This is a genomic window from Rhodanobacter sp. Soil772 (genome assembly GCF_001428385.1).
Classification (GTDB): domain Bacteria; phylum Pseudomonadota; class Gammaproteobacteria; order Xanthomonadales; family Rhodanobacteraceae; genus Rhodanobacter.
In genome coordinates, this window is record NZ_LMSK01000002.1 from 763,247 (window position 1) to 783,541 (window position 20,295).

The 20,295-nt window shown below is 67.3% G+C and carries 17 protein-coding genes and 1 pseudogene; 11 read left to right on the forward strand and 7 right to left on the reverse strand.

The window, feature by feature from the left end:
• The first annotated feature begins 79 nt into the window (after positions 1-79).
• From ASG75_RS10000 to ASG75_RS10035, 9 genes and pseudogenes are all read left to right on the forward strand, one after another.
• Positions 80-1,297 carry a hypothetical protein gene (locus ASG75_RS10000; RefSeq protein WP_056388465.1) on the forward strand — a complete coding sequence of 406 codons (1,218 nt, stop codon included), beginning with the start codon at positions 80-82 and terminating at the stop codon, positions 1,295-1,297.
• A 10-nt stretch (positions 1,298-1,307) separates the two neighbouring features.
• On the forward strand, positions 1,308-1,994 hold the full coding sequence (locus ASG75_RS10005) for a PQQ-binding-like beta-propeller repeat protein (RefSeq protein ID WP_056389272.1): 687 nt from the start codon (positions 1,308-1,310) through the stop codon (positions 1,992-1,994).
• Positions 1,995-2,452: 458 nt separating this feature from the next.
• Positions 2,453-2,629: a hypothetical protein gene (locus ASG75_RS10010; protein WP_235580185.1), complete on the forward strand. Its 177-nt coding sequence runs from the start codon at positions 2,453-2,455 to the stop codon at positions 2,627-2,629.
• A 192-nt stretch (positions 2,630-2,821) separates the two neighbouring features.
• Positions 2,822-3,016 (forward strand): annotated as a pseudogene (locus ASG75_RS16250) (aldolase/citrate lyase family protein); the annotation flags it as partial.
• A gap of 767 nt (positions 3,017-3,783) precedes the next feature.
• Positions 3,784-5,781 (forward strand): TonB-dependent receptor, encoded by a 1,998-nt coding sequence (locus ASG75_RS10020; protein ID WP_157616926.1) that lies wholly within the window; start codon positions 3,784-3,786, stop codon positions 5,779-5,781.
• 68 nt (positions 5,782-5,849) lie between these two features.
• Entirely contained in the window at positions 5,850-6,380 is a 531-nt protein-coding gene (locus tag ASG75_RS10025) for a YfiR family protein (RefSeq protein ID WP_162253102.1), read from the forward strand.
• Positions 6,377-9,217, forward strand: coding sequence for an ATP-binding protein (locus ASG75_RS10030; RefSeq protein WP_056388475.1), 2,841 nt, complete (start codon positions 6,377-6,379; stop codon positions 9,215-9,217). The genes ASG75_RS10025 and ASG75_RS10030 overlap by 4 nt, the downstream gene beginning before the upstream one ends.
• Before the next feature lie 70 nt (positions 9,218-9,287).
• Positions 9,288-9,503, forward strand: a complete 216-nt coding sequence (locus tag ASG75_RS16255; RefSeq protein WP_157616927.1) for a hypothetical protein — start codon at positions 9,288-9,290, stop codon at positions 9,501-9,503.
• Positions 9,504-9,510: 7 nt separating this feature from the next.
• A complete protein-coding gene (locus ASG75_RS10035; protein WP_056388477.1) occupies positions 9,511-10,734 on the forward strand; it encodes an EAL domain-containing response regulator in 1,224 nt (407 codons plus the stop codon).
• Positions 10,735-10,891: 157 nt separating this feature from the next.
• On the opposite strand, the gene mnhG is transcribed toward ASG75_RS10035, so the two are convergent.
• From mnhG to ASG75_RS10065, 6 genes are read right to left on the reverse strand one after another with little or no spacing between them, the layout of a single operon-like run.
• Positions 10,892-11,245, reverse strand: a complete 354-nt coding sequence (mnhG, locus tag ASG75_RS10040) for a monovalent cation/H(+) antiporter subunit G (RefSeq protein WP_056388479.1) — start codon at positions 11,243-11,245, stop codon at positions 10,892-10,894.
• On the reverse strand, positions 11,242-11,523 hold the full coding sequence (locus ASG75_RS10045; RefSeq protein ID WP_056388481.1) for a K+/H+ antiporter subunit F: 282 nt from the start codon (positions 11,521-11,523) through the stop codon (positions 11,242-11,244). Before ASG75_RS10045 ends, mnhG begins: the two co-directional genes overlap by 4 nt.
• Positions 11,520-12,008: a Na+/H+ antiporter subunit E gene (locus ASG75_RS10050; protein WP_056388483.1), complete on the reverse strand. Its 489-nt coding sequence runs from the start codon at positions 12,006-12,008 to the stop codon at positions 11,520-11,522. Before ASG75_RS10050 ends, ASG75_RS10045 begins: the two co-directional genes overlap by 4 nt.
• On the reverse strand, positions 12,005-13,603 hold the full coding sequence (locus tag ASG75_RS10055; RefSeq protein WP_056388485.1) for a monovalent cation/H+ antiporter subunit D: 1,599 nt from the start codon (positions 13,601-13,603) through the stop codon (positions 12,005-12,007). The genes ASG75_RS10050 and ASG75_RS10055 overlap by 4 nt, the downstream gene beginning before the upstream one ends.
• Positions 13,600-13,941 (reverse strand): Na+/H+ antiporter subunit C, encoded by a 342-nt coding sequence (locus ASG75_RS10060; RefSeq protein ID WP_056388487.1) that lies wholly within the window; start codon positions 13,939-13,941, stop codon positions 13,600-13,602. Before ASG75_RS10060 ends, ASG75_RS10055 begins: the two co-directional genes overlap by 4 nt.
• Positions 13,941-16,856, reverse strand: a complete 2,916-nt coding sequence (locus tag ASG75_RS10065) for a monovalent cation/H+ antiporter subunit A (protein ID WP_056388489.1) — start codon at positions 16,854-16,856, stop codon at positions 13,941-13,943. Before ASG75_RS10065 ends, ASG75_RS10060 begins: the two co-directional genes overlap by 1 nt.
• A gap of 307 nt (positions 16,857-17,163) precedes the next feature.
• Between ASG75_RS10065 and ASG75_RS10070 the strand changes: the two genes are divergently transcribed.
• A complete protein-coding gene (locus tag ASG75_RS10070; protein WP_056388490.1) occupies positions 17,164-17,829 on the forward strand; it encodes a response regulator in 666 nt (221 codons plus the stop codon).
• Positions 17,826-19,238: an ATP-binding protein gene (locus tag ASG75_RS10075; RefSeq protein WP_056388491.1), complete on the forward strand. Its 1,413-nt coding sequence runs from the start codon at positions 17,826-17,828 to the stop codon at positions 19,236-19,238. Before ASG75_RS10070 ends, ASG75_RS10075 begins: the two co-directional genes overlap by 4 nt.
• A 7-nt stretch (positions 19,239-19,245) precedes the next feature.
• Here the strand turns inward: ASG75_RS10075 and ASG75_RS10080 are convergent, their stop codons facing one another.
• Entirely contained in the window at positions 19,246-20,277 is a 1,032-nt protein-coding gene (locus tag ASG75_RS10080; RefSeq protein ID WP_056388495.1) for a YncE family protein, read from the reverse strand.
• Between the last annotated feature and the right edge of the window lie 18 nt (positions 20,278-20,295).

Sequence of the window (20,295 nt, forward strand, 5' to 3'; positions counted from 1 at the left end):
TGGTCGTGGGATAGACTGCGACCGAACCACCGAACCGTGGGAGTGACAAGCTTGGCGCGATTGAAATGAGCCTGTTCCGATGGACTCGCTGATCGCGGCCGCGGCGGGCGCGCTCGCGGCAGGCGACCCGCTCGGTGCGCTGAAACGGGTTGCCCTGCGCGACGACGCACCGGCGCTGGCCTTGCGCGGCATCGCGATGGCGCAGCTCGGCGACTACAAGCGTGCGAAAGTTCTCGTGCGCCGCGCCGAGCGCACGTTCGGCGCGAAAGAACCGCTCGCCCGCGCGCGATGCATCGTCGCCGAGGCCGAGATCGCGCTCGCCTCGCGCGACCTGGGCTGGCCGGCAAAGGCGCTCGATCTTGCGCGGGCGACGCTCGAAGCGCACGGCGATCTGGCCAACGCCGCGCATGCGCGATACCTCGCGGTGCGGCGCCTGCTCCTGATCGGACGTCTGGACGAGGCCGAGCGCGCGCTCGCCGGACTCGATCCCGCGCCGCTGCCGCCCGCCTTGCGGGCCGCCCACGAACTGGTTGCGGCCGGCATCGCGCTGCGCCGCTTGCGCACGAAGGAAGCGCGCGCGGCGCTGGCCCGAGCCGGCCGCGCCGCGCAACACGCCGGCATCCCCGCGCTGGCGGCAGAGGTCAAGAACGCCTCCATCGCGCTGGATGCGCCCGCGGCGCGCCTGCTTGCGCGCGGCAAGTGGCGAGTGCTGCTGCTCGCGGAAGTCGAGGCGTTGCAGCGGTCGAAGGCGCTCGTTGTGGACGCGTGCCGTCACGTGGTGCGCGAGGCCGGCGCGATGACTTCGCTCGCGCGGCGCCCGGTGCTGTTCTCGCTCGCCCGTGCACTGGCCGAGGCGTGGCCTGCCGACGCGCCGAGGAGCGCGCTCATCGCGCAGGCGTTCCGCACCAGGCATGCCGACGAATCGCATCGTGCACGGTTGCGCGTCGAAATCGGACGGCTGCGTGCGGCGCTCGGGCCGCTGGCCGGCGTGGTGGCGACGAAACACGGGTTCGCGCTGGCGCCGCGCGCGCGCACGGTCGTCGTGCTGGCACGGCCCGTCGAGGAGCCGCATGCCGCGATACTCGCCCTCCTCGCCGACGGCGAGTCGTGGTCGAGCTCGGCCCTCGCCCTCGCGCTCGGCGCCAGCCAGCGCACCGTGCAACGCTCGCTCGACGTGCTGGCGGCGGCAGGCAAGGCGCACTCGTTCGGTCACGGGCGAGCGCGCCGCTGGACCGCCCCGCCCGTGCCGGGATTCACGACCGCCTTGTTACTCCCCACCCCGCTGCCGGGCGGCTAGGATGGCGCGCATGAAACGAGCAGCCGCCGACATCGTCCGCGAATACGGACCCTTCCCGGGCGTCGACCGCGTGGGCGGGGTGAGCTATGACGGCCGGCATGCCTGGCTTGCCGTCGGGGATAGGTTGAGCAGCCTGGACCCGGCGAGCGGGGAGATCCTGGGCTCGATCGAAGTCGCCGCGCACGCGGGAACGGCGTTCGACGGCCGGCACCTGTTCCAGATCGCCGAGGACCGCATCCTGAAGATCGATCCGCAGACCGGCCGCGTACTCGCCACCATCCCGGCGCCTGGCGGTGGCGGCGACTCGGGGCTGGCGTGGGCCGAAGGAATGCTGTGGGTGGGCGAGTACCAGGCGCGCAAGATCCACCAGGTCGATCCCGCGACCGGCGCGATCCTGCGCACCATCGAATCCAACCGCTTCGTCACCGGCGTCACCTGGGTCGGGCGGGAACTCTGGCACGGCACCTGGGAAAACGACGAAAGCGAACTACGGCGGGTCGATCCTCGAACGGGAAAGGTCCTGGAGAAACTCGAGATGCCGCCCGGCGTAGGCGTGTCGGGGTTGGAATCCGATGGCGGCGACCAGTTCTTCTGCGGAGGCGGAAGCAGCGGAAAGGTGAGAGTCATTCGCCGACCCGGGCGAGGCGCTGCGACCGGCAGCAACTCCGGAGTTCCCGTCGGCTCCTCCGGCAAATAATCGAAACAGTCTTTACCGGCGACGTTTCGCCGATGCCTTGTGCGAAGAGCCGGCCAAGGCGACAAGGAGCGCCGCCACCGAACGGTCGTGATGCGACTGCAAGGGCTTCGCAACACGCATCAACGCTACGGGTCGCAATGGCCAAACTGCGTTTCGCACGTTCGCCTCACATCCGGCCACCTGCATGCCGGCCAGTCGCCCCGGAAACCATATCAACCAAGATCTGGAAGCGTGATCAAAATCACGTTTCAACCAACCATGGAATGAAAAAATGTGAACAGCTTCACTCTGTACAGCTAACCTAGTCGCCGTGAGGCGACCGTCCCGGCCATCCCCCGGCACAGATGGATCCAAGCCCGCTCCGGCGGGCTTTTTCATAGTTGAAACTTCGGCACGCCGACCTCACCCAAGATTCCACGACGCCCACCGAGGACGCCAGTATGGTCAAGGAAAGCGGGATGCAGTATCCGCTGCAGGCCTGGATCGAAGGCCATTACGCACGCGACTGCAATGAACCGCTGGAAAAGTGCCCTTACGAGCACGGCTCCACGATGGCTCTTGCCTGGCACCGAGGCTGGCGCAATCGCGAGCAGCTGGACGCCGCGAAAGACCCGGAAGTGGAAGCCGGCGACTAGCCGCACCGCGCAAAGCCATGGCGGGCAGGGCGCCACTCACGCTTTTCGGCGCGGGAAGCCGGCGGATCCGTGGTCGGCCGGCGACCTCGATAGAAAAACTATCTTTTGAACACGCCGTGCCGGCTCGATTCAAGGGGGTGGCTTGCCCCACACTGCCGCCCACAACGAGGATGGCAACCGGCGGGCGACTCCATGCGTAGCAAGCTGTTCGTGCCCGGCGCACGGCAGAAGTTGTTCGCCAAGGCGCTGGCCAGCGAGGCCGATGCGCTGTCCTTCGACCTCGAGGATGCGATCGCCGAGGACCGCAAGGCCGAGGCACACACGGCGATGGCGGACTTCGTCGCCGGTGACGCCGTCATGCGAGCGGCCAAGCTGATCATCGTGCGCACCAACCACCACCGACTGCTCGAACCCATCGGCTATATTCCGCTGGCCGAGGCCGAGGCAAACTACTACTGGCAACTCGCCCGTCAGGTCACTCCTTGGGGGCCTGACTTAAACCAAACAGCCTCCACGGAACCCGGGGCGATTCAAATCCAGCCGATAGCTTGGTCGGAGCACTTGAACAGCCGCGAGCTAGGCATTTTGCAATGCGTAACCGACCCAGACCAGATCGGTGCGCTGCTTCGTGACACTCACGCCTATCGTGGTTCTCTGATTACACAGGCAGCGCTGAAACTGGCGCTTCTGTTAGCCGAACGACTGGCCCCAGGATTTCTCTAGCTTGTTGCGCCGCGCGTTGTATGTGCCGGGATAGTGCGCGCGTCCTGATCGGCGGGCTCGCGATGCCCCGGATACGTCCAAGTTGCGCTCGGCAACTGCGATCTTGTTAGTGGCGCTGCGCTTGTCCGCCGGGCTTTGACGATCGCGTCGAAAACGCGGTTGCGGACGGCGCGCACCGGCTGCGTCCGCTGCGTCGAGTCGCCCGCACTGCTGGACAGGCGCTTGCTGCTGCGCTTATAACTCCGCAGGGGCATAGGGAATATATCGATCCCGGGGGCGGCAGCCGTCGAGGGTGCCGAAACTGTAGATAGCGGTGGCATCGGGGCCGCGTATGGTGCGGGGGCGGGCGAATCGGACGGGCGGACACCGCGACGACCGGTTTGCGGTGACGCCGTCAGCACGGGCGACGCGGCTCAACGGAGATTCCAGCCATGCATGTGCCGGCCAAACTGGGCGACAGGTTCCATGCCATTTGCCGGCACCCCTCGCGGATTGCCCTCTGCGCTACCGTGATGTTCGGCCTGCTAGCTTTGCCAGCGCACGCCTCCCTCCCCGACCTGCCTGCGCAGCCTGAGGACCTGACCTCGCTGTCGCTGGAGGAGCTTGGCAACATTCAGATCACGTCGGTTTCCAAGAAGCCCGAGCGTCTGTCGGACGCCGCAGCGTCAGTCTTTGTCATTACCGCGGATGACATCCGTCGCTCCGGTGCGCGCAACCTCCCTGAGGCGCTCCGTCTGGCACCCAACCTGCAGGTGGCCGAGGCCAGCGCCGTCGGCTATGCCATCTCGGCGCGTGGCATGAACGGGAGCAACAACAGTGCGCCGAACAAGCTGCTGGTCCTGATCGACGGCCGCTCGGTCTACTCACCGCTGTTTTCCGGTGTGTTCTGGGACGCGCAGGACGTGATGCTGGAGGATGTCGAACGTATCGAGGTGATCAGCGGCCCGGGTGGCACCTTGTGGGGTGTCAATGCGGTCAATGGCGTGATCAACATCATCACCCGATCGGCCGAAAACACCCACGGCGCGCTGCTGACGACCGCGGTGGGCAACGGGGGTTCCGACCTCGGCTTCCGCTACGGCGCGACGCTGGGTGCGAACGGCGATTACCGGGTGTATGGCAAGCACACGCGCTGGCTCCACGGCAAGACCGCGGACGGCGCCACGGTCGATGACGCCGGCCACCGGAGCCAGGTCGGTTTTCGCACAGATTGGCACTACGCCGTCGATCGCTTCACGGTGGAGGGCAATGTCTATGACGGTTCCGAACAGCAACCGGCGCCCGGCGCGATCGCGATCAACGGCGTTGGCTTCGTGCTGGGTGACGTTTCGAACTCGGGCGTCAACCTGACCGCACGCTGGAATCGCGCGCTTGCCGAAGGTGGCAGTCTCGACCTGCAGGCCTACTACGACCATACCCGGCGCACCGTGCCGCCGACGTTCGGCGAGCGACTGGATATCCTCGACTTCCAGCTGCAGCATTCGCTGCGGCCGCTGGGCATGCATGCGCTGGTGTGGGGGGTGAACGCCAGGCAGAGCCGGGACCGGGTGGAGAACCTCAGCCCCTATTTCGCTTTTCTTCCGGCACAGGCGCGCCAGCGCTGGACCAGCGTGTTCGCACAGGACGAGATGACGCTGGCCAACGACCTGCGGTTGACGCTGGGCGCGCGGCTGGAGCGCAACGACTACACCGGCACCGAATTCCTACCCAATGCACGCCTGGCCTGGAAGGCAGCTCCGGGCCACTTGTTCTGGACAGCCGTGTCGCGCACCGTGCGGGCGCCATCGCGGCTGGATCGCGATGCCTATATCCCGGCCGTGCCGCCTTATCTCCTCAACGGCGGCGACCCGGTGCGCTCGGAAGTGGCGAAGGTTTACGAGCTGGGATACCGCGGGCAGCCGACACCGCGGCTTTCGTGGTCGGCCACGGTATTCCACAACGATTACGATCACCTTCGCACCCAGGAAATCGACCCCAGCTTCACCTACCTCTTTTTCGGCAGCCTGATGGAAGGGCAGTCCAACGGCATCGAGTGGTGGGGAACGTTCCAGGCCACCAAAAGCTGGCGCCTGAGCGGCGGCTTTACCGCACTCGACGAGCACTTCCGGTTGAAGCCCGGCAGCAACGACGCAGCTGGCCCCAGCGCGGAGGGCTTCGATCCTTCGAATACCTGGCAACTTCGCTCGAGCTGGACCCTCGGCAGCGACAGTGAACTCGCCATCGGCTTACGCCACGTCGGCGCGCTGGCCAGGGACGACGTGCCAGCGTACACAGCCGTCGATGCGCGCCTGGGGTGGACGCTGGCGCCTGGCGCCGAGATATCACTGACCGGGCGCAACTTGTCCGGCGGCCACGGCGAGTACAGGTCGCGCGATCTGCGGCGCGAAATCGGCCGCTCAGTGATCCTTGCGCTGGCGTGGGCGATGTGACGGCCTCTTCCGTGGTTTTCCCCATGCTCCGCTGCGTCAGGTATTTGCTGGCGTGCGCGATCCTGGCCATGCCCCTGGCCTTTGCCGCCACGGTCAACGCCGCGCAACCGCCGGCGGTCGAATCCAGCGATCCCGCGCTGCGCGTCAAGGCGGCCTACCTGTACAAGTTCGCCGGCTACGTGGAGTGGCCACCCGGGGTCTTCGCCACCGAAGACAGTCCCATCGTCGTCGGAGTGATCGGGGATGACGACCTCGAGGAGATTCTCTCCCGCATGATCGTCGGCAAGACGCTCAACGGCCGTCCGCTGGTGACCCGGCGGTTGGAGGCCAAGAGCTCACTGCAAGGCCTGCACATGTTGATCGTGGGCGCACTGGACGCGCCCACGCTGCAGGCCATCGGCGATGCAGTCAGGGGCAAGCCCGTACTGGTGGTTTCCGATGCCGGGCAGGAGCGGATGCTGGACAGCATGATCAGCTTCGATCTGGTCGACCACCACCTGCGCTTCAACGTGGCACTCAAGCCCGCCGCAACCAGCGGCCTCAAACTGCGGGCCCTGATGCTCACCGCCGCCCGGCGGGTGACCCAAGGCGACCCGTGAAAAACACGTTCCGCTCCATCCGGGTAAAGCTGCAGGCCATCGTGGTCTTTGCCACGGTGGCGGCGCTGGTATGTGCCACCCTCGGCAATATTGTCGGCAACGTGGTTTCATACCACTACCGCCATGTGAGCGACGTAAGCACGACGGCGGAACTGCTCGGCCGCATGACCGCGCCGGCGCTCCAGTTCGACGACCAGCGGCTGGCCAGCGACAACCTCGCCCTGCTGGCCGCGCGACCGAACGTCCGTTCGGCGGCAATCTACACCGCTGACAACAAACTCTTCGCTACCTATGTCGCCAAGGGCCAGCAGGGCACCTTTCCTGCGAAAATCGAGCGCGACAGAACCCACATCGCGGGCACCGCCTTGGTGGTAACCCGGCAGATCGTCAAAGATGGCACCACCCTCGGCACCGTCTACCTACGGGTCGGCTACAACCTCGTTGGCATCATCGCGGGGGCTATCGGAGTGGCGGTGCTGGTGGGGTTGTTCGCCACCGGGATCGCTCTGGTCCTGATCCGGCGCATGGAGAAGCTGGTCACCGCGCCCATCGCAGCGGTGGCATCCATCGCGCGCGAGGTGGTGGAGCAGCAGGACTACTCGCGACGCGTTGCCAAAACCACCGATGACGAAGTCGGCGAACTGGTCGACTCGTTCAACGATATGCTCGCCGAAGTGGAACGGCGCGCGGAGGCGTTGCAAGCGTCCTACCGCGACGTGCGTCGCGAGGCGGAGGAGCGCCAGCTGGCCCAGCAGGAGGTCATGCGGCTCAATTCCAGCCTCGAACATCGAGTGCACGAGCGCACATCGGATCTGCAACGGGCAAACCGCGAGCTGACGGCAGCGAAGGCTGCGGCCGACCAGGCCAATGGCGCCAAGTCGAGTTTCCTGGCCACCATGAGCCATGAGATCCGCACCCCGATGAACGGCGTGATCGGCATGATCGATGTCCTGCAGCAGACCAACCTCAAAGGCCATCAGGTCGAGATGCTCGACCTGATTCGCGAATCGGCTTTCTCGCTGTTGACTGTGATTGAGGACATCCTGGATTTCTCCAAGATCGAATCCGGCCGGCTGGAACTCGAACAGTCACCGTTCTCGTTGCGCGAGATGACCGAAAACGCCTGCGGGATGCTCGCCAACGTTGCCTTGAAGAAAGCCGTCTACCTAACGGTCTTCGTCGACCCGGCAATTCCCGCTACGGTTATCGGCGACGCCCTGCGCCTGCGCCAAGTGCTGGTCAACCTGGTAAGCAATGCGATCAAGTTCTCCAGCGGCCGCGAACGGTCGGGGCGCGTCGCTGTGCGCATCCGGTTGGCCAGTCATTCCACGGACACCCATGTCGCCGTGGACCTGGACGTCATCGACGACGGCATCGGCATTGACGAACCGACGCGTGCACGACTGTTCACCGCTTTCAGCCAGGCGGACACTTCCACCACCCGGCGCTTCGGAGGCACCGGCCTCGGGTTGGCCATTTCGCGCCGATTGGTGGATTTGATGGACGGCACGCTGGAGTTGCAGAGCGAACCTGGGCACGGCTCGACCTTCAGCGTGCACCTGGCGCTACAGCGGGCGCAGCGAGAAGCGATCGCCCGGCCCGCGCCGGAACTGGCCGGACTGCGCTGCATGGTTGTCGGCGGCGCGGACGAACTCGCCGCCGATCTGGTCGCCTACCTCACCGACGAGGGCGCGCAGACGCACCAGGCAACCGACGTGGCGCAGGCGTGCAGCCTCATGGATATGTTGCAGCCGGGACAGTGGATCGGGGTGATCGACACGACTGATCCCGCCATCAACGACGAATCCCTTCCCGCGCTCAGGCAACGTGCTCCGGAATATGGCTTGCGCATCGTCGCCATCGGCCGAGGTTCGCGCCCCAAGAACCCGACGCGAAACACGGACATCGTTTTCGTGGATGGCAATGTGCTCACCCGCCGCCGTCTTTGCCGGGCCATCAACCTGGCCGCCGGCCGCGCGCCGGCACCGGCACCGGCACCGGCGGGCCGGCGTCCGGGGGAACTCGCCGTGCCCTCGCGCGAAGACGCCCGCGATGCCGGCCGGCTGATCCTCGTGGCCGAAGACGACGGTACCAATCAGAAAGTCATCCTGCGCCAACTCGCGCTGCTCGGCTTTGCTGCCGATATGGCCTCCGACGGCAGGCAGGCGCTGGAACTTTGGCGCAGCGGCGACTACGGGCTGGTGCTTACCGATCTCCACATGCCGTCGATGGACGGCTACGAACTCACCGCGGCGATCCGCGCGCAAGAGCAGGGCAAGCAGCACGTGCCGATCGCCGCGCTCACGGCCACGGCGCTCAAGGGCGAGTCGGAGCGCTGTCGTGCCGCCGGCATGGACAAGTACCTGACCAAGCCCCTCCAACTGGCCGACCTGCGCACGGCGCTGGACGAACTGCTCCTGCCACTTCCCCGGCCGGTCGAGCCGCCACACGGCGCAGCGCTCGATGGATCGACCACCGTTGCGGTGGACGTAGGCGTGCTCGAAGGTCTTGTCGGCAACGATCCGGCAGTCATCTTCGATCTGTTGCAGGGCTTCCAGGACAACGCTGGCAGGACCGCCGAATTGCTGAAGGCCGCGTGCAGCGTTGGCGATATGGCCACCACCATCGAGCAGGCGCACCGGCTGAAGTCCTCCGCGCGCACCGTCGGCGCCCTGGTTCTGGGCGCGCTCTGCGAAGAGATCGAAACCGCCGGCAAGGCCGGGGCAAGCGATACGCTGGTCCAACTGCTGCCGATATTTGAGCGCGAGTCGGACGCCGTCAATGCCTTCCTCGTGGCTTTCCGCCAGTCTTCCCTGCACGAAGCGGCCCGGAGTTAGCCACGTCCGGTTGCAAAAACGTCCACAAGCAACAACGGGCGCAGCCCGGCAGCGCTAAAGGTAAGCAAGTATGCCGAAGCCCTCGGCACGCAGCATGGGTCTCCCGTTGGGTGATACTTGCGCCGAGCGGGAGAACAGCTTGCGCCTTGGTGACAAGGCGGTCACCGAAGGGGCCATCGCCGCCTTCGAAGCCGCGACCGCAGAACTGCTGCCGAAACTGCGAGAGCAATTGCGGCAGCTGAAGGCCAGTCTGCGCTTGGAAGCGAACTCGAACGTGTCTGGATGAGGCGACGATGAAAATTCTGCTGGTAGACGATGATCCGTTTGTCCTGAAACTGCTTTCCGTCCAGCTCCGAACTTTCGGGCCAGCGCATATGGAAGTGGTATGCCACACCAGCGGGCAAGCTGCCCTGAGCCTTCTGGAGCACGACAAGCAGATAGGCATCGTCTTCTGCGACCTGCAGATGCCCGAAATGGATGGCGTGGAGTTCGTCCGCCACCTCGTGCGTCTGTGCTACGCCGGCAGCCTGGTGCTCGTCAGTGGAGAGAACTCCAGGACGCGGCAGGCCGTCGAACAGCTGGCCCGTGCGCATGGGCTGCATGTGCTGGGGGCGCTGGGCAAACCGGTGACCACCGAGTCCCTGCTTCAGCTGCTGGGCACGGCGATTCAGGCCGTCCCTCCGCCGAGCCCGGTGGCACGGGCCCCGTTGTATACGCCGGCCGATTTGCAGTTGGCCATCCGCCAAGGTGAACTACTCAATTATTACCAGCCCAAGGTGGAACTGGCGACCGGCAGGGTGGTCGGGCTGGAGGTGCTGGTGCGCTGGCGGCATCCGCGGGATGGCCTGGTGTTGCCCTGCCACTTCGTGCCGATGTCCGAGGAGCACGGGCTGGTGGGCTATCTGGGCGTTGAGGTGACGCGTGAGGCATTACGCGACCTGCGCCGCTGGCTCGACGCAGGACATCAGCTCGACCTGGCGATCAACGTGCCTTTGGGGAGCGTTTCCTCGCTCGACTACCCCGACTTTCTGGTCGAGCAGGCGCACGCGGCTGGCGTGCCACTCCATCATCTCATCCTGGAGATCACCGAAAGTCGATTGATGGACAATCCCCAAGTGCAACTGGATGTACTCACCAGACTGCGCCTCAAGCAGGTGAGGCTTTCGATAGATGACTTCGGCACCGGCTACTCCTGCCTGGCGCAACTGCGCGACTTGCCTTTCGACGAGTTGAAGATCGATCGCGGCTTTGTCCACCAGGCAGCCCGCACGCCATCGCTACGCGCCATCCTGGAAGCCAGCCTCGGCCTGGCCCGGGAGCTGGGTTTGCACACGGTCGCAGAAGGCGTAGAGGAGCGTGAGGATTGGGATCTCCTGCGTGCGTCTGGCTGCGACATGGCGCAGGGATTCTTTATTGCGAAGCCAATGCCGAGTGACGAGGTCGAGGGTTGGCTGGCCAAGTGGGAAAGCCGACGAAATACCTTATTCGCCGGCGCTCTCCACGTAGGCGACAGTTGAGCTGTGCCGGATAGGTTTCATGCGGGCCACGCGGCGCCAATGATCCGAGGCTATTTGGCGCCACGTCGCGCACGCGAGGTCGCCTGCTGGCGCGGCCAGCGTGTCAGTTGCCCCAAGCCGGGCGACAACAACCAGGGTTGACAGCGCCACCCCGCGCTCACTCGTGCGGCGGCGCCTGTGGTACGTCGGCCGAGCCTTCCTCGCGGTCGCGGTACAGCGCGGCGCGCACCAGCAGCATCAGGGTGATCGGCGTGGTCAGGGTGAGGAACACGCCGATCAGGATTTCATAGAAGATCGGCCGGTCGTGCAGCACCGAGAAGCAGGTGATCGAGGCGGCCAGCATGAAGAACGTGCCGAGGGTGGTGCCCAGGGTGGGCGCGTGCACGCGCTTGTAGAAGTTCTTCAGGCGCAGCAGGCCGAGCGAGCCGACAAAGGCGAGCAGCGCGCCCAGCAGCACGAGGACCGCCACCAGGATCGCCGCCCATGGCGGCAGGGCGTCGAGATGGCTCATTCGATCACCTGCCCGCGCATCAGGAATTTCGACAGCGCCACCGTGCCGGCGAAGCCGAGCAGCGCGATGATCAGCCCCGCCTCGACGTAGAGCAGGCTGCCGCTGCGGATGCCGATGGTCAGCAGCAGGATCATCGCGTTGACGTACAGCGCGTCCAGCGCCAGCACGCGGTCCTGCGCGCGCGGCCCGCGCACCATGCGGATGATCGAGAAGCTCATCGCCAGCAGCAGCAGGATCTGCGCGAGGAGGATGGCGGCATCGAGCAGGCTGTGGCTCATTGGAAGATCTCCAGCAGGGGGCGCTCGTAGCGCTGCTTGATCGAGTCGATCCAGCTTGCCTCGTCGACCAGGTCCAGCACGTGGATCAGCAGGATGTTCGCGCTGGAGTCGTAGCTGACCCAGATCGTGCCCGGCGTGGAGGTGATGATGCACGCCAGCACGGCGAGGCCGTAGTGGTCGGTGAGGGTCAACGGGATCGCCACGAAGCCGGACTGCATGCGGCTGTCGCGGCGAAGGATGATCCGCGCCACGGCGATGTTCGAGCGCACGATGTCGACGACGACGCGCACGAACAGCAGGCCGAGCAGCGGATAGTTGCGCACGCGCGCCTTCGGCGGGCGCAGCAGGCCGAACACCTTCGCCAGCGCGACGCCCAGCAGCGCACCGAGCAGGATCGTGCCGGGCGCGATGCTCTGGTTCAGCAGCAACCAGATCAGCAGCAGCAGCGCGGACAGGATCGGATACGGCAACCAGCGCCGGGTCATGGCTGCGCCTCCGCGGCCGGCAACACCTGCTGGATGTACGCGGCCGGCGTGTGGATCTGCCGCGCGGTGTCGCGCAGGTAGCGCAGCGGCGCCTCGGCCAGCACGGTCAGCAGCAGGCACAGGCCGAGCAGGATCGCGATGGAGGCGCTCTCGACCAGCCGCACCTTCGGGAAGATTCGCTCGGGTTCGACCCAGAAGATCTGGATGCCGGCGCGGCACATCGCGATCACGGTGCAGAAGCCGGCCACGATGATCAAGGTGAACAATACGATCGCGCCCACGCGCGGGCCGGCTTCGAGCATCGGTGCCAGCATGGCGAACTTGGCCAGGAAACCGGACAGCGGCGGCAGCCCCGCCAGCAGCAGCGCGCAGGCGAAGAAGCTGGCGCCGAGCATGGCGATCGGCGCGGAGATCACCACCCGGCTCTCGTCCTCCTTCGCATACAGGCCTTCGCCCGCCGACGCTTCGCCCAGCTGCTCGTACGGTTCCAGGCTCAGGCTGTCGTCGGTGTCGTCGTCACCGTCGGAGGCGAGCAGGCCGGCGACCAGGAAGAACGCGGCGATGGCCAGAGTGGAGATCACCAGGTAGGCCAGCGCGCCGGCCGTGACCGCCGGCAGCTGCAGGCCGATCGCGCCGAGCAGGGTGCCGGAGGAAATCAGCACGTTGTAGCCGGCCAGCTTGGCCAGGTCGCGCGCACCGAGCATGCCGATGGTGCCGGCGACCACGGTGGCCACCCCACCCCACAGCATCCAGCCGCTGCCGAAATGGCTCGACGCCGGCCCGGCACCGTCGCCGAACAGCAGCAGGCTCAGGCGCAGCAATACGTAGATGCCGACCTTGGTCATCAGCGCGAACATCGCGGCCACCGCCGGCGACGCGGCCGCATACGTGCGCGGCAGCCAGAAGCCCAGCGGCCACATCGCGGTCTTGATCAGGAATGCCACGCCGAGAATCGCCGCACCGGCATGCAGCAGCGCGCGGGTGCGCTCGGGCACGTGCGGGATCAGCTCGGCCAGCGCCGCCATGTTCAGCGTGCCGGTGACGCCGAAGATCAGGCTGACCCCGAGCAGGAACAGCATCGAGGCGGTCAGGTTGACCGCGATGTAGTGCAGCCCCGCGCTGACCCGGCGCGCGCCCGAGCCATGCAGGGCGAGGCCGTAGGACGCCGCCAGCAGCACCTCGAAAAACACGAACAGGTTGAACAGGTCGCCGGTGAGGAACGCACCGTTCAGGCCCATCAGCAGGAACTGCAGCAGCGGCTGGAAGTGGCCGCCGCGATGCTGCCAGCGGCCCAGCGCGTACGGCAACAGCGCCAGCGCGAGCACGCTGGCGAGCAGCACCATCAGCGCCGACAGCCGGTCGGCCACCAGCACGATGCCGAAGCGCGCCGGCCAGTCGCCGATGCGGTAGACCGCCGTCAGCGCGCCGTCGCCGGCCACCGCCAGCATCAGCGCGGCGGCCAGCAACACCAGCACGACGCACGAGGCGACGCTCAGCGCCAGCACCGTGCGCCGGCGCTTCTCGCCGACCAGTAGCTGCAGCGCGGCGACCAGCAGCGGCAGCACGATCGGCGCGATGATCAGGTGGTTGCTCACGGCGTGCCGTCCTCGCCATCGACGTGGTCGTTGCCGGTGAGGCCGCGCGAGGTCAGCAGCACCACCAGGAACAGCGCGGTGGTGGCAAAGCCGATCACGATCGCGGTGAGCACCAGCGCCTGCGGCAGCGGGTCGGCGTACTGCGCGATGTCGCCGGCCGCGTCGCGCAGCACCGGGTCGGCGCCGGTGCGCAAGCCGCCGATCGAGAAGATGAAAAGATTCACCGCGTAGGAGATCAGGGTCAGCCCGATGATCACCTGGAAGGTGCGCGGGCGCAGCAGCAGCCACACGCCGGAGGCGGCGAGAATGCCGATCGCGGCGGCCAGGACCAGTTCCATCAGCCCTGTCCTCCCGCCGCGGCCGGCGCATCCGCCAACTGGCGCGGACGCCGCAGCGACTGGTGCGCCAGCGCGATCAGCAGCAGCACGGTGGCGCCCACCACCACGCTGAACACGCCCAGGTCGAACAGCACCGCCGAGGCCAGCGGCAGCTTGCCCAGCACGGGCAGCTCGGCGTAGCGGAAATACGAGGTAAGGAATGGACGGCCAAACGCCAGCGAAGCCAACCCGGTCGACACCGCCAGCAACAGGCCCGCGCCGATCCAGCGCACCGGCAGCACGCGCAGGTGCGCCTCCACCCAGCGCGCGCCGCGCGCCATGTACAACAGGATCAGGCCCACCGCCACGGTGATGCCAGCGACGAAACCGCCACCCGGCAGGTCGTGCCCGCGCAGGAACAGGTGCAGCCCGAACAGCAGGATCACCGGGAACATCAGCTGGATGATCAGGCCCGGGATCATCAGGTAATCGGTCAGCGAATGATCGACCGCGCGGCTGGCTTCGCCCGCATCCGGCACGACCTGCCGGCGCTGCTGCAGCGGCACGTTGATGCTTTCGGCGGCCGGACGGAAACGGCGCAACAGGCCGAACACGGTCAGCGCCACGATCGCCAGCACGCTGATCTCGCCCAGCGTGTCGAAGCCGCGGAAGTCGACCAGGATCACGTTGACCACGTTGCGGCCGCCGCCCTCGGTGTACGCGCGCTCGAGGAAGAAGCGCGAGATCGAGTCGGCCACCGGATGCATCATCGCCGCATAGGCCAGGCTGGCCACGCCGAGGCCGACCACGATCGCGATCAGCCCGTCGCGACGACGCCGGAAGCGGTGCATGCGGCTCTCCGGCGCCAGCCCCTCGATACGCTTGGGCAACCAGCGCATGCCGAGCAGGATCAGGATCGTGGTGACCACCTCGACCAGCAACTGGGTCGCCGCCAGGTCCGGCGCCGACAACCACACGAAGCTCACGCACGACACCAGCCCCGCGCCGCCGGTGAGCACCAGCGCGGCGAGGCGATGGAACTTGGCCTGGCTCGCCGCGCCGATCGCGCAGGCCGCGCCGAGCAGCCACAGCAGCGCAAACGCCGGGTCGACGCTGGACCAGCGCGGATGGAAGCCGAACGGCGCGCTGGTCGCGGCCAGGCCGCCGGCCAGCAGCGCCAGCAACACGATCCACAGCAGCTGCGACTGCAGCCGCCGGCTCGGGTAGCGGCGCTCGATCCACCGCGGGATATCCGCAGCGAGCACCGCCAGCACGCGCTCGAAGATGCGCTTGCCGCTGAGTCGCCCGGTCAGCGGCGCCACCTCGCGCCCGGCAACATAGCCGCGCAGGCGCACGTACAGCAGGCAGCCCGCCACGAACGCGAAGATGCTCATCAGCAGCGGCGTGGTCACGCCATGCCATACCGCCAGGCTGTAGTCCGGCAGCTGGCCGGCACCCAGCACTGAGCTTGCCGCCGCGCGCAGCGACGGGCCGATCACCCGCGCCGGCAGCATGCCCACCAGCAGGCAGGCCAGCGCCAGGAAGCCGATCGGGAAACGCATCCACAGCGGTGGCTCGTGCGGTTCGCGCGGCAAGCTGGCGGGCACGCGGCCGAAGAACACGCCACGCACGAAGCGGATCGAATAGGTCACGCCGAACGCGCTGGCGGCCACCGCGATCACCACCGAGATCATGTCGAGCAACGGGCCCTGGCGGGTGGCCAGCGTCTCGGCGAAGAACATCTCCTTCGACAGGAAACCGTTCAGCAGCGGCACGCCGGCCATCGCCGCGCCGGCGATCAGCGCCAGCGTCGCGGTGACCGGCATGAAGCGGCGCAACCCGCCGAGCTTGCGCAGGTCGCGCGTGCCGGCCTCGTGGTCGACCGCGCCGGCGGCCATGAACAGCGAGGCCTTGAAGGTGGCGTGGTTGACGATGTGGAAGATCGCGGCGACCACGCCGAGCGCGCTGCCCAGGCCGACCAGCATGGTGATCAGGCCCAGGTGGCTGATCGTCGAGTAAGCCAGCACGCCTTTCAGGTCCTGCTCGAACATCGCCGAGTACGCGCCCAGGATCAGCGTCACCAGGCCCACCCCGCCGACGATCCAGAACCATTGGTCGGTGCCGCCCAGCACCGGCCAGAAGCGCACCAGCAGGAACACGCCGGCCTTCACCATGGTGGCCGAGTGCAGGTAGGCCGATACCGGCGTCGGCGCCGACATCGCCTGCGGCAGCCAGAAATGGAACGGGAACTGCGCGCTCTTGGTGAACGCGCCGAGCAGGATCAGCAGCAGCGTCGGCGTGTACAGCGCATGCGCGCGCACCATGTCGCCCGCGGCGAGGATCACGTCGAGGTCGTAGCTGCCCACCACATGCCCCAGCAGCAGCACGCCGGCGAACAGGCACAGGCCGCCGCCGGAGGTGACGATCAACGCCATCCGCGCGCCGTCGCGCGCCGGTGGTCCGCGGTGCCAGTAGCCGATCAGCAGGAACGAGAACAGGCTGGTCATCTCCCAGAAGAACACCAGCTGGATCACGTTGCCGGACATCACGATGCCCAGCATCGAACCCATGAACGCCAGCAGCAGCGCGAAGAAGCGCGCCAGCGGATCGTCCGGCGACATGTAGTAGCGGGCGTACAGGCCCACCAGCGTGCCGATGCCGCAGATCAGCAGCATGAACAGCCAGCTGAAGCCGTCCACCCGGAGCACCAGGTCCAGCCCCAGTCCCGGCACCCACGGGATCACCTGGCGCAGCACGTTGCCGGCAGCAATCGCCGGGTACAGCCAGAGCGAAAGCAGCAGGCCGAGCAGCGCCGTGGCAGTCATCAGCCACGCCGCCAGGTTGTGGCTGCGGCCACGGCCACGCAGCAGGAACACCACGACGCTGGCCACGAACGGAAGGCAGATGATGGCGCTTGGCAGGGCGTTGTCAGGCATCAGTCACTGCGCTCGGTCGAAAGATTGTCGGTGTCTCCGGCAACCGGGGCAGACACCCCGGCACTTCATGAGCGTTTGCACGCCTCGGCGGATGCAACGCCTGTGCGTGCCGTAGCGTGGGCAATCATTGCGATCGCCCGAATGGCCTCACACCGCTTCGCTCGATTCTATAGGCCGGCCCGACCGGTCGGCAAACGCGCAGCGCGAGGGCGGTCACCGGGTTTAAGCACTTCGTAAGCGGATGACCGGATAATCTCCCCACGAGTCGCGCCGCCTCCATGGTGCCCGCGATCGAAGGAGCCTGTCCGTGCACATCATCCTGGTCGAGGACGATCCCCAGCTCGGCGCGGCGATCCAGCGCGCGCTGGAACGCCTCGCCTATACCGTCAGCTGGCTGCGCGACGGCCGCGAGGCGCTGCTCGCGCTGCGCGACCAGACCGCCGACCTGGTCCTGCTCGATCTCGGCCTGCCCGGCAAGGACGGGCTCGACGTGCTGGTCGAGGCGCGCCGCCTGCACGTCAAGACTCCGGTGCTGGTGATGACCGCACGCGACACGCTGGACGACCGCGTGCGCGGCCTCGACGCCGGTGCCGACGATTACCTGGTGAAACCCTTTCACCTGGAGGAACTGGGCGCACGCATCCGCTCGCTGACCCGACGCGCGCAGGGCCTGGCCGCCAACCGCATCGATGCGGGTGCGTTGAGCCTCGACCTGGGCACCTCCGAGGTGAGCTTCCGCGGCGCGCGGGTCGAGCTGACCAAACGCGAATTCGCCCTGCTGCAGATCCTGATGGAACGCGCCGGTCGGCTGGTGCGCCGCGAGAACCTGGAGAACTCGCTGTATGGCCTGGACAACATGGTCGGCAGCAGTGCGCTGGAAGTGCTGGTGCACACGCTGCGCCGCAAGCTGAGCTTCGACACCATCCAGACCGTGCGCGGCTTCGGCTACATGATTCCGCGGGAGCCCCAATGAGGTTGGCGAGCCCGCTGAAGCCGGCCAGCCTGCACGGCAGGTTGCGCCTGCTGATCATCGTCGTGCTGCTGGCCGTGCTGCTGCCGCTGGGCGTGCTCAGCTTCCATCGCACCATCACCGAGGTGGACGAGCTGTCCGACGGGCGGCTGGCGCAGTCGGCGCGGACGCTGCAGGTGCTGATCAAGCATGCCGACATGCAGGCCCTGCAGGGGGGCGACGCCGCGGATACGCTGGTGCCGATCGAAGCCGGCCGCACCCGCCCGCCGAAGCGGCAGCGGAACACCTACGAGTCCGAAGTCGGCTTCCAGGTATTCGACCGCACCGGGCGCACGCTGCTGGCCACCGCGAACCTCGCCGCCCTGCCGCCGCCGGCGGCCGGCGATGCGGACTTCCAGGATCTGCAGCAGGGCGGCTACCGCTGGCGCGTCTTCACCCTGCGCGACATGGCCGAGGGCGTGGTGATCCGCACCGGCGAACGTTACGACAGTCGCCACGACATCATGCGCGCGGTGTGGCTGGAGCACAGCCTGCCGCTGCTGATCGGCCTGCCCCTGCTGGCCCTGCTGGTGGGCTGGGCCGTAAGGCGCGGATTGCGCCCGCTCGAAGCGCTGACCCGTGCCCTCTCGGCGCGGAAGCCGGGCAGCCATGAACCAATGCAGCTGCCCGATGCGCCGCTGGAATTGCAACCGGTACTGGCCGCGCTGAACGGCCAACTGGCGCGACTGGAGGATGCGCTGGAACGCGAGCGCCGCTTCAGCGCCGACGTGGCGCACGAACTGCGCACGCCGCTGGCCAGCGCCATGATCAATCTCGAAAGCGCGATGACCACCACCGATCCGGCCGAACTGAAGGCGGGCCTGGTCAGCGCCCAGCACGGCATCGCCGGACTGGCGCGCCGGATCGAACAGCTGCTGGCACTGGCCCGGCTGGAAGCAGGTGCGGCGTCGAGCCAGCGCGGCCGCGTCGACCTGGTGGCGGTGGCGATGGGCGTGATCGAGGAGCTGTCGCCGGTGATCGCCGACAGTGGCGTGGAGTTGAGCTTTGCGCGGCTGACGCCGCAGGTGTCCGTGCAGGGTTACGAGGCCGCACTCGCGGCCCTGCTGCGCAACCTGCTCGAAAACGCACTGCGCCACGTGCCGGCCGGCGGCCAGGTGCAATTGTCGATCGAACAGGGCGAGCGCGTGGTGCTGATCGACGTCATCGACGATGGCCCGGGCATTCCGGCCGAACGCCGCGCCAGCGTGTTCGCCCGCTTCCATCGCGAAGCCGGCAGCCGCGGCGACGGCTACGGACTGGGCCTGTCGATCGTGCAACGCGCGGCGCAGTTGCACGATGCCACGATCGAACTGCTCGACTCGCCGTACGGCAGCGGCCTGCGCGTACGCGTGGCGATTCCCTTGCGGCCCTGAGACCTGCTCAAGGCCGCCCGACGGTGAGGACGCCGAAGCTGTCCGGCTCGATCGTGCGACGGCCGTTGGCCTGCCGAGTCGCGCCCAGCCGCGCCGCGGAGAGATACAGCCGGTGCAGCTTCGGATCGAGCGCGAGCGTGCGCGCGCTGGCCTGGGTGGGGATGGTCGCGGTCACGCGGTAGTGGTCCGGAGCGTCCTCGTGCACCGCGGTGATCGTGCCGCTCTCGCCATTGGCGCTGTAGATCATCGCCTCGGCCGGATCGAACACCACGCCGTCCGGGCCATCGCCGATCGGCACGTCGGCCACGTGGTGGCCGTCGACCGCATCGAGCACGGCCATCGTGCGGTTGTCGCATACCGAGAAAAGCCGATGGTGCGGATTGTCGAGGGCCAGCCCGCTCGGCGATTCGCACGGTGCCAGCGGCCACACCTGCAGCAGCTTGCCGTGGATCGCATCGAGCTGGGCCAGCTCGGACTTGTCCTCGATGTTCACGTAGACATGGCCGGCACCATCGGCCACCGCGAACTCCGGCTTGCCGGGCAGCGCGATGCTGCCGATCACCGCGTTCTTCGCCGGGTCGATCACGCTGGCGCTGGCGCTCTTGCCGTTGAAGGTCAGCACGTGGTGCGAAGCGCTGTCGTACAGGATCGCGTCGGGATTCTGGCCGGTGCCTGCAATCGTCGCCACAGTTTTCAATGACGCCAGATCGAACACGGTCACCGACGCGCTCTTGCCGTCGCTGATGAAACCGCGATGCAGGTCATCGGCCAGCGCGATGCCGTGCACGCCCGCCGTGCCGCCGATCGTGCCGACCTGCTTGCCGGCATCGACGTCGATCACCAGCACGCGGTCGCCGCGGCTGACGAACAGGTGGCGGCTGGGCGCATCGAAGGCCAGATAGTCCCAACCGCCCGGGCCGCCCAGCGCCAGTCGCGACAACAACCGTGCGGGCGGCGGCGTGGCGGCCGACGCCGCTTGCGGGAGAATCGCCAGCGCCAACAGCGCAGCGGGCAACAGCTTGCGGATCAGTCGTGGCATGACGGCACCTTGGCTGGA

What these genes read in the sequence shown, in the direction of transcription:
- ASG75_RS10000 (WP_056388465.1), top strand. Translation starts at nt 80, where the DNA reads ATGGACTCGCTGATCGCGGCCGCGGCGGGCGCGCTCGCGGCAGGCGAC.
- ASG75_RS10005 (WP_056389272.1), top strand. Translation starts at nt 1,308, where the DNA reads ATGAAACGAGCAGCCGCCGACATCGTCCGCGAATACGGACCCTTCCCG.
- ASG75_RS10010 (WP_235580185.1), top strand. Translation starts at nt 2,453, where the DNA reads ATGCAGTATCCGCTGCAGGCCTGGATCGAAGGCCATTACGCACGCGAC.
- ASG75_RS10020 (WP_157616926.1), top strand. Translation starts at nt 3,784, where the DNA reads ATGCATGTGCCGGCCAAACTGGGCGACAGGTTCCATGCCATTTGCCGG.
- ASG75_RS10025 (WP_162253102.1), top strand. Translation starts at nt 5,850, where the DNA reads ATGCCCCTGGCCTTTGCCGCCACGGTCAACGCCGCGCAACCGCCGGCG.
- ASG75_RS16255 (WP_157616927.1), top strand. Translation starts at nt 9,288, where the DNA reads ATGCCGAAGCCCTCGGCACGCAGCATGGGTCTCCCGTTGGGTGATACT.
- ASG75_RS10035 (WP_056388477.1), top strand. Translation starts at nt 9,511, where the DNA reads ATGAAAATTCTGCTGGTAGACGATGATCCGTTTGTCCTGAAACTGCTT.
- mnhG (WP_056388479.1), bottom strand. Translation starts at nt 11,245, where the DNA reads ATGAGCCATCTCGACGCCCTGCCGCCATGGGCGGCGATCCTGGTGGCG.
- ASG75_RS10045 (WP_056388481.1), bottom strand. Translation starts at nt 11,523, where the DNA reads ATGAGCCACAGCCTGCTCGATGCCGCCATCCTCCTCGCGCAGATCCTG.
- ASG75_RS10050 (WP_056388483.1), bottom strand. Translation starts at nt 12,008, where the DNA reads ATGACCCGGCGCTGGTTGCCGTATCCGATCCTGTCCGCGCTGCTGCTG.
- ASG75_RS10060 (WP_056388487.1), bottom strand. Translation starts at nt 13,941, where the DNA reads ATGGAACTGGTCCTGGCCGCCGCGATCGGCATTCTCGCCGCCTCCGGC.
- ASG75_RS10065 (WP_056388489.1), bottom strand. Translation starts at nt 16,856, where the DNA reads ATGCCTGACAACGCCCTGCCAAGCGCCATCATCTGCCTTCCGTTCGTG.
- ASG75_RS10075 (WP_056388491.1), top strand. Translation starts at nt 17,826, where the DNA reads ATGAGGTTGGCGAGCCCGCTGAAGCCGGCCAGCCTGCACGGCAGGTTG.
- ASG75_RS10080 (WP_056388495.1), bottom strand. Translation starts at nt 20,277, where the DNA reads ATGCCACGACTGATCCGCAAGCTGTTGCCCGCTGCGCTGTTGGCGCTG.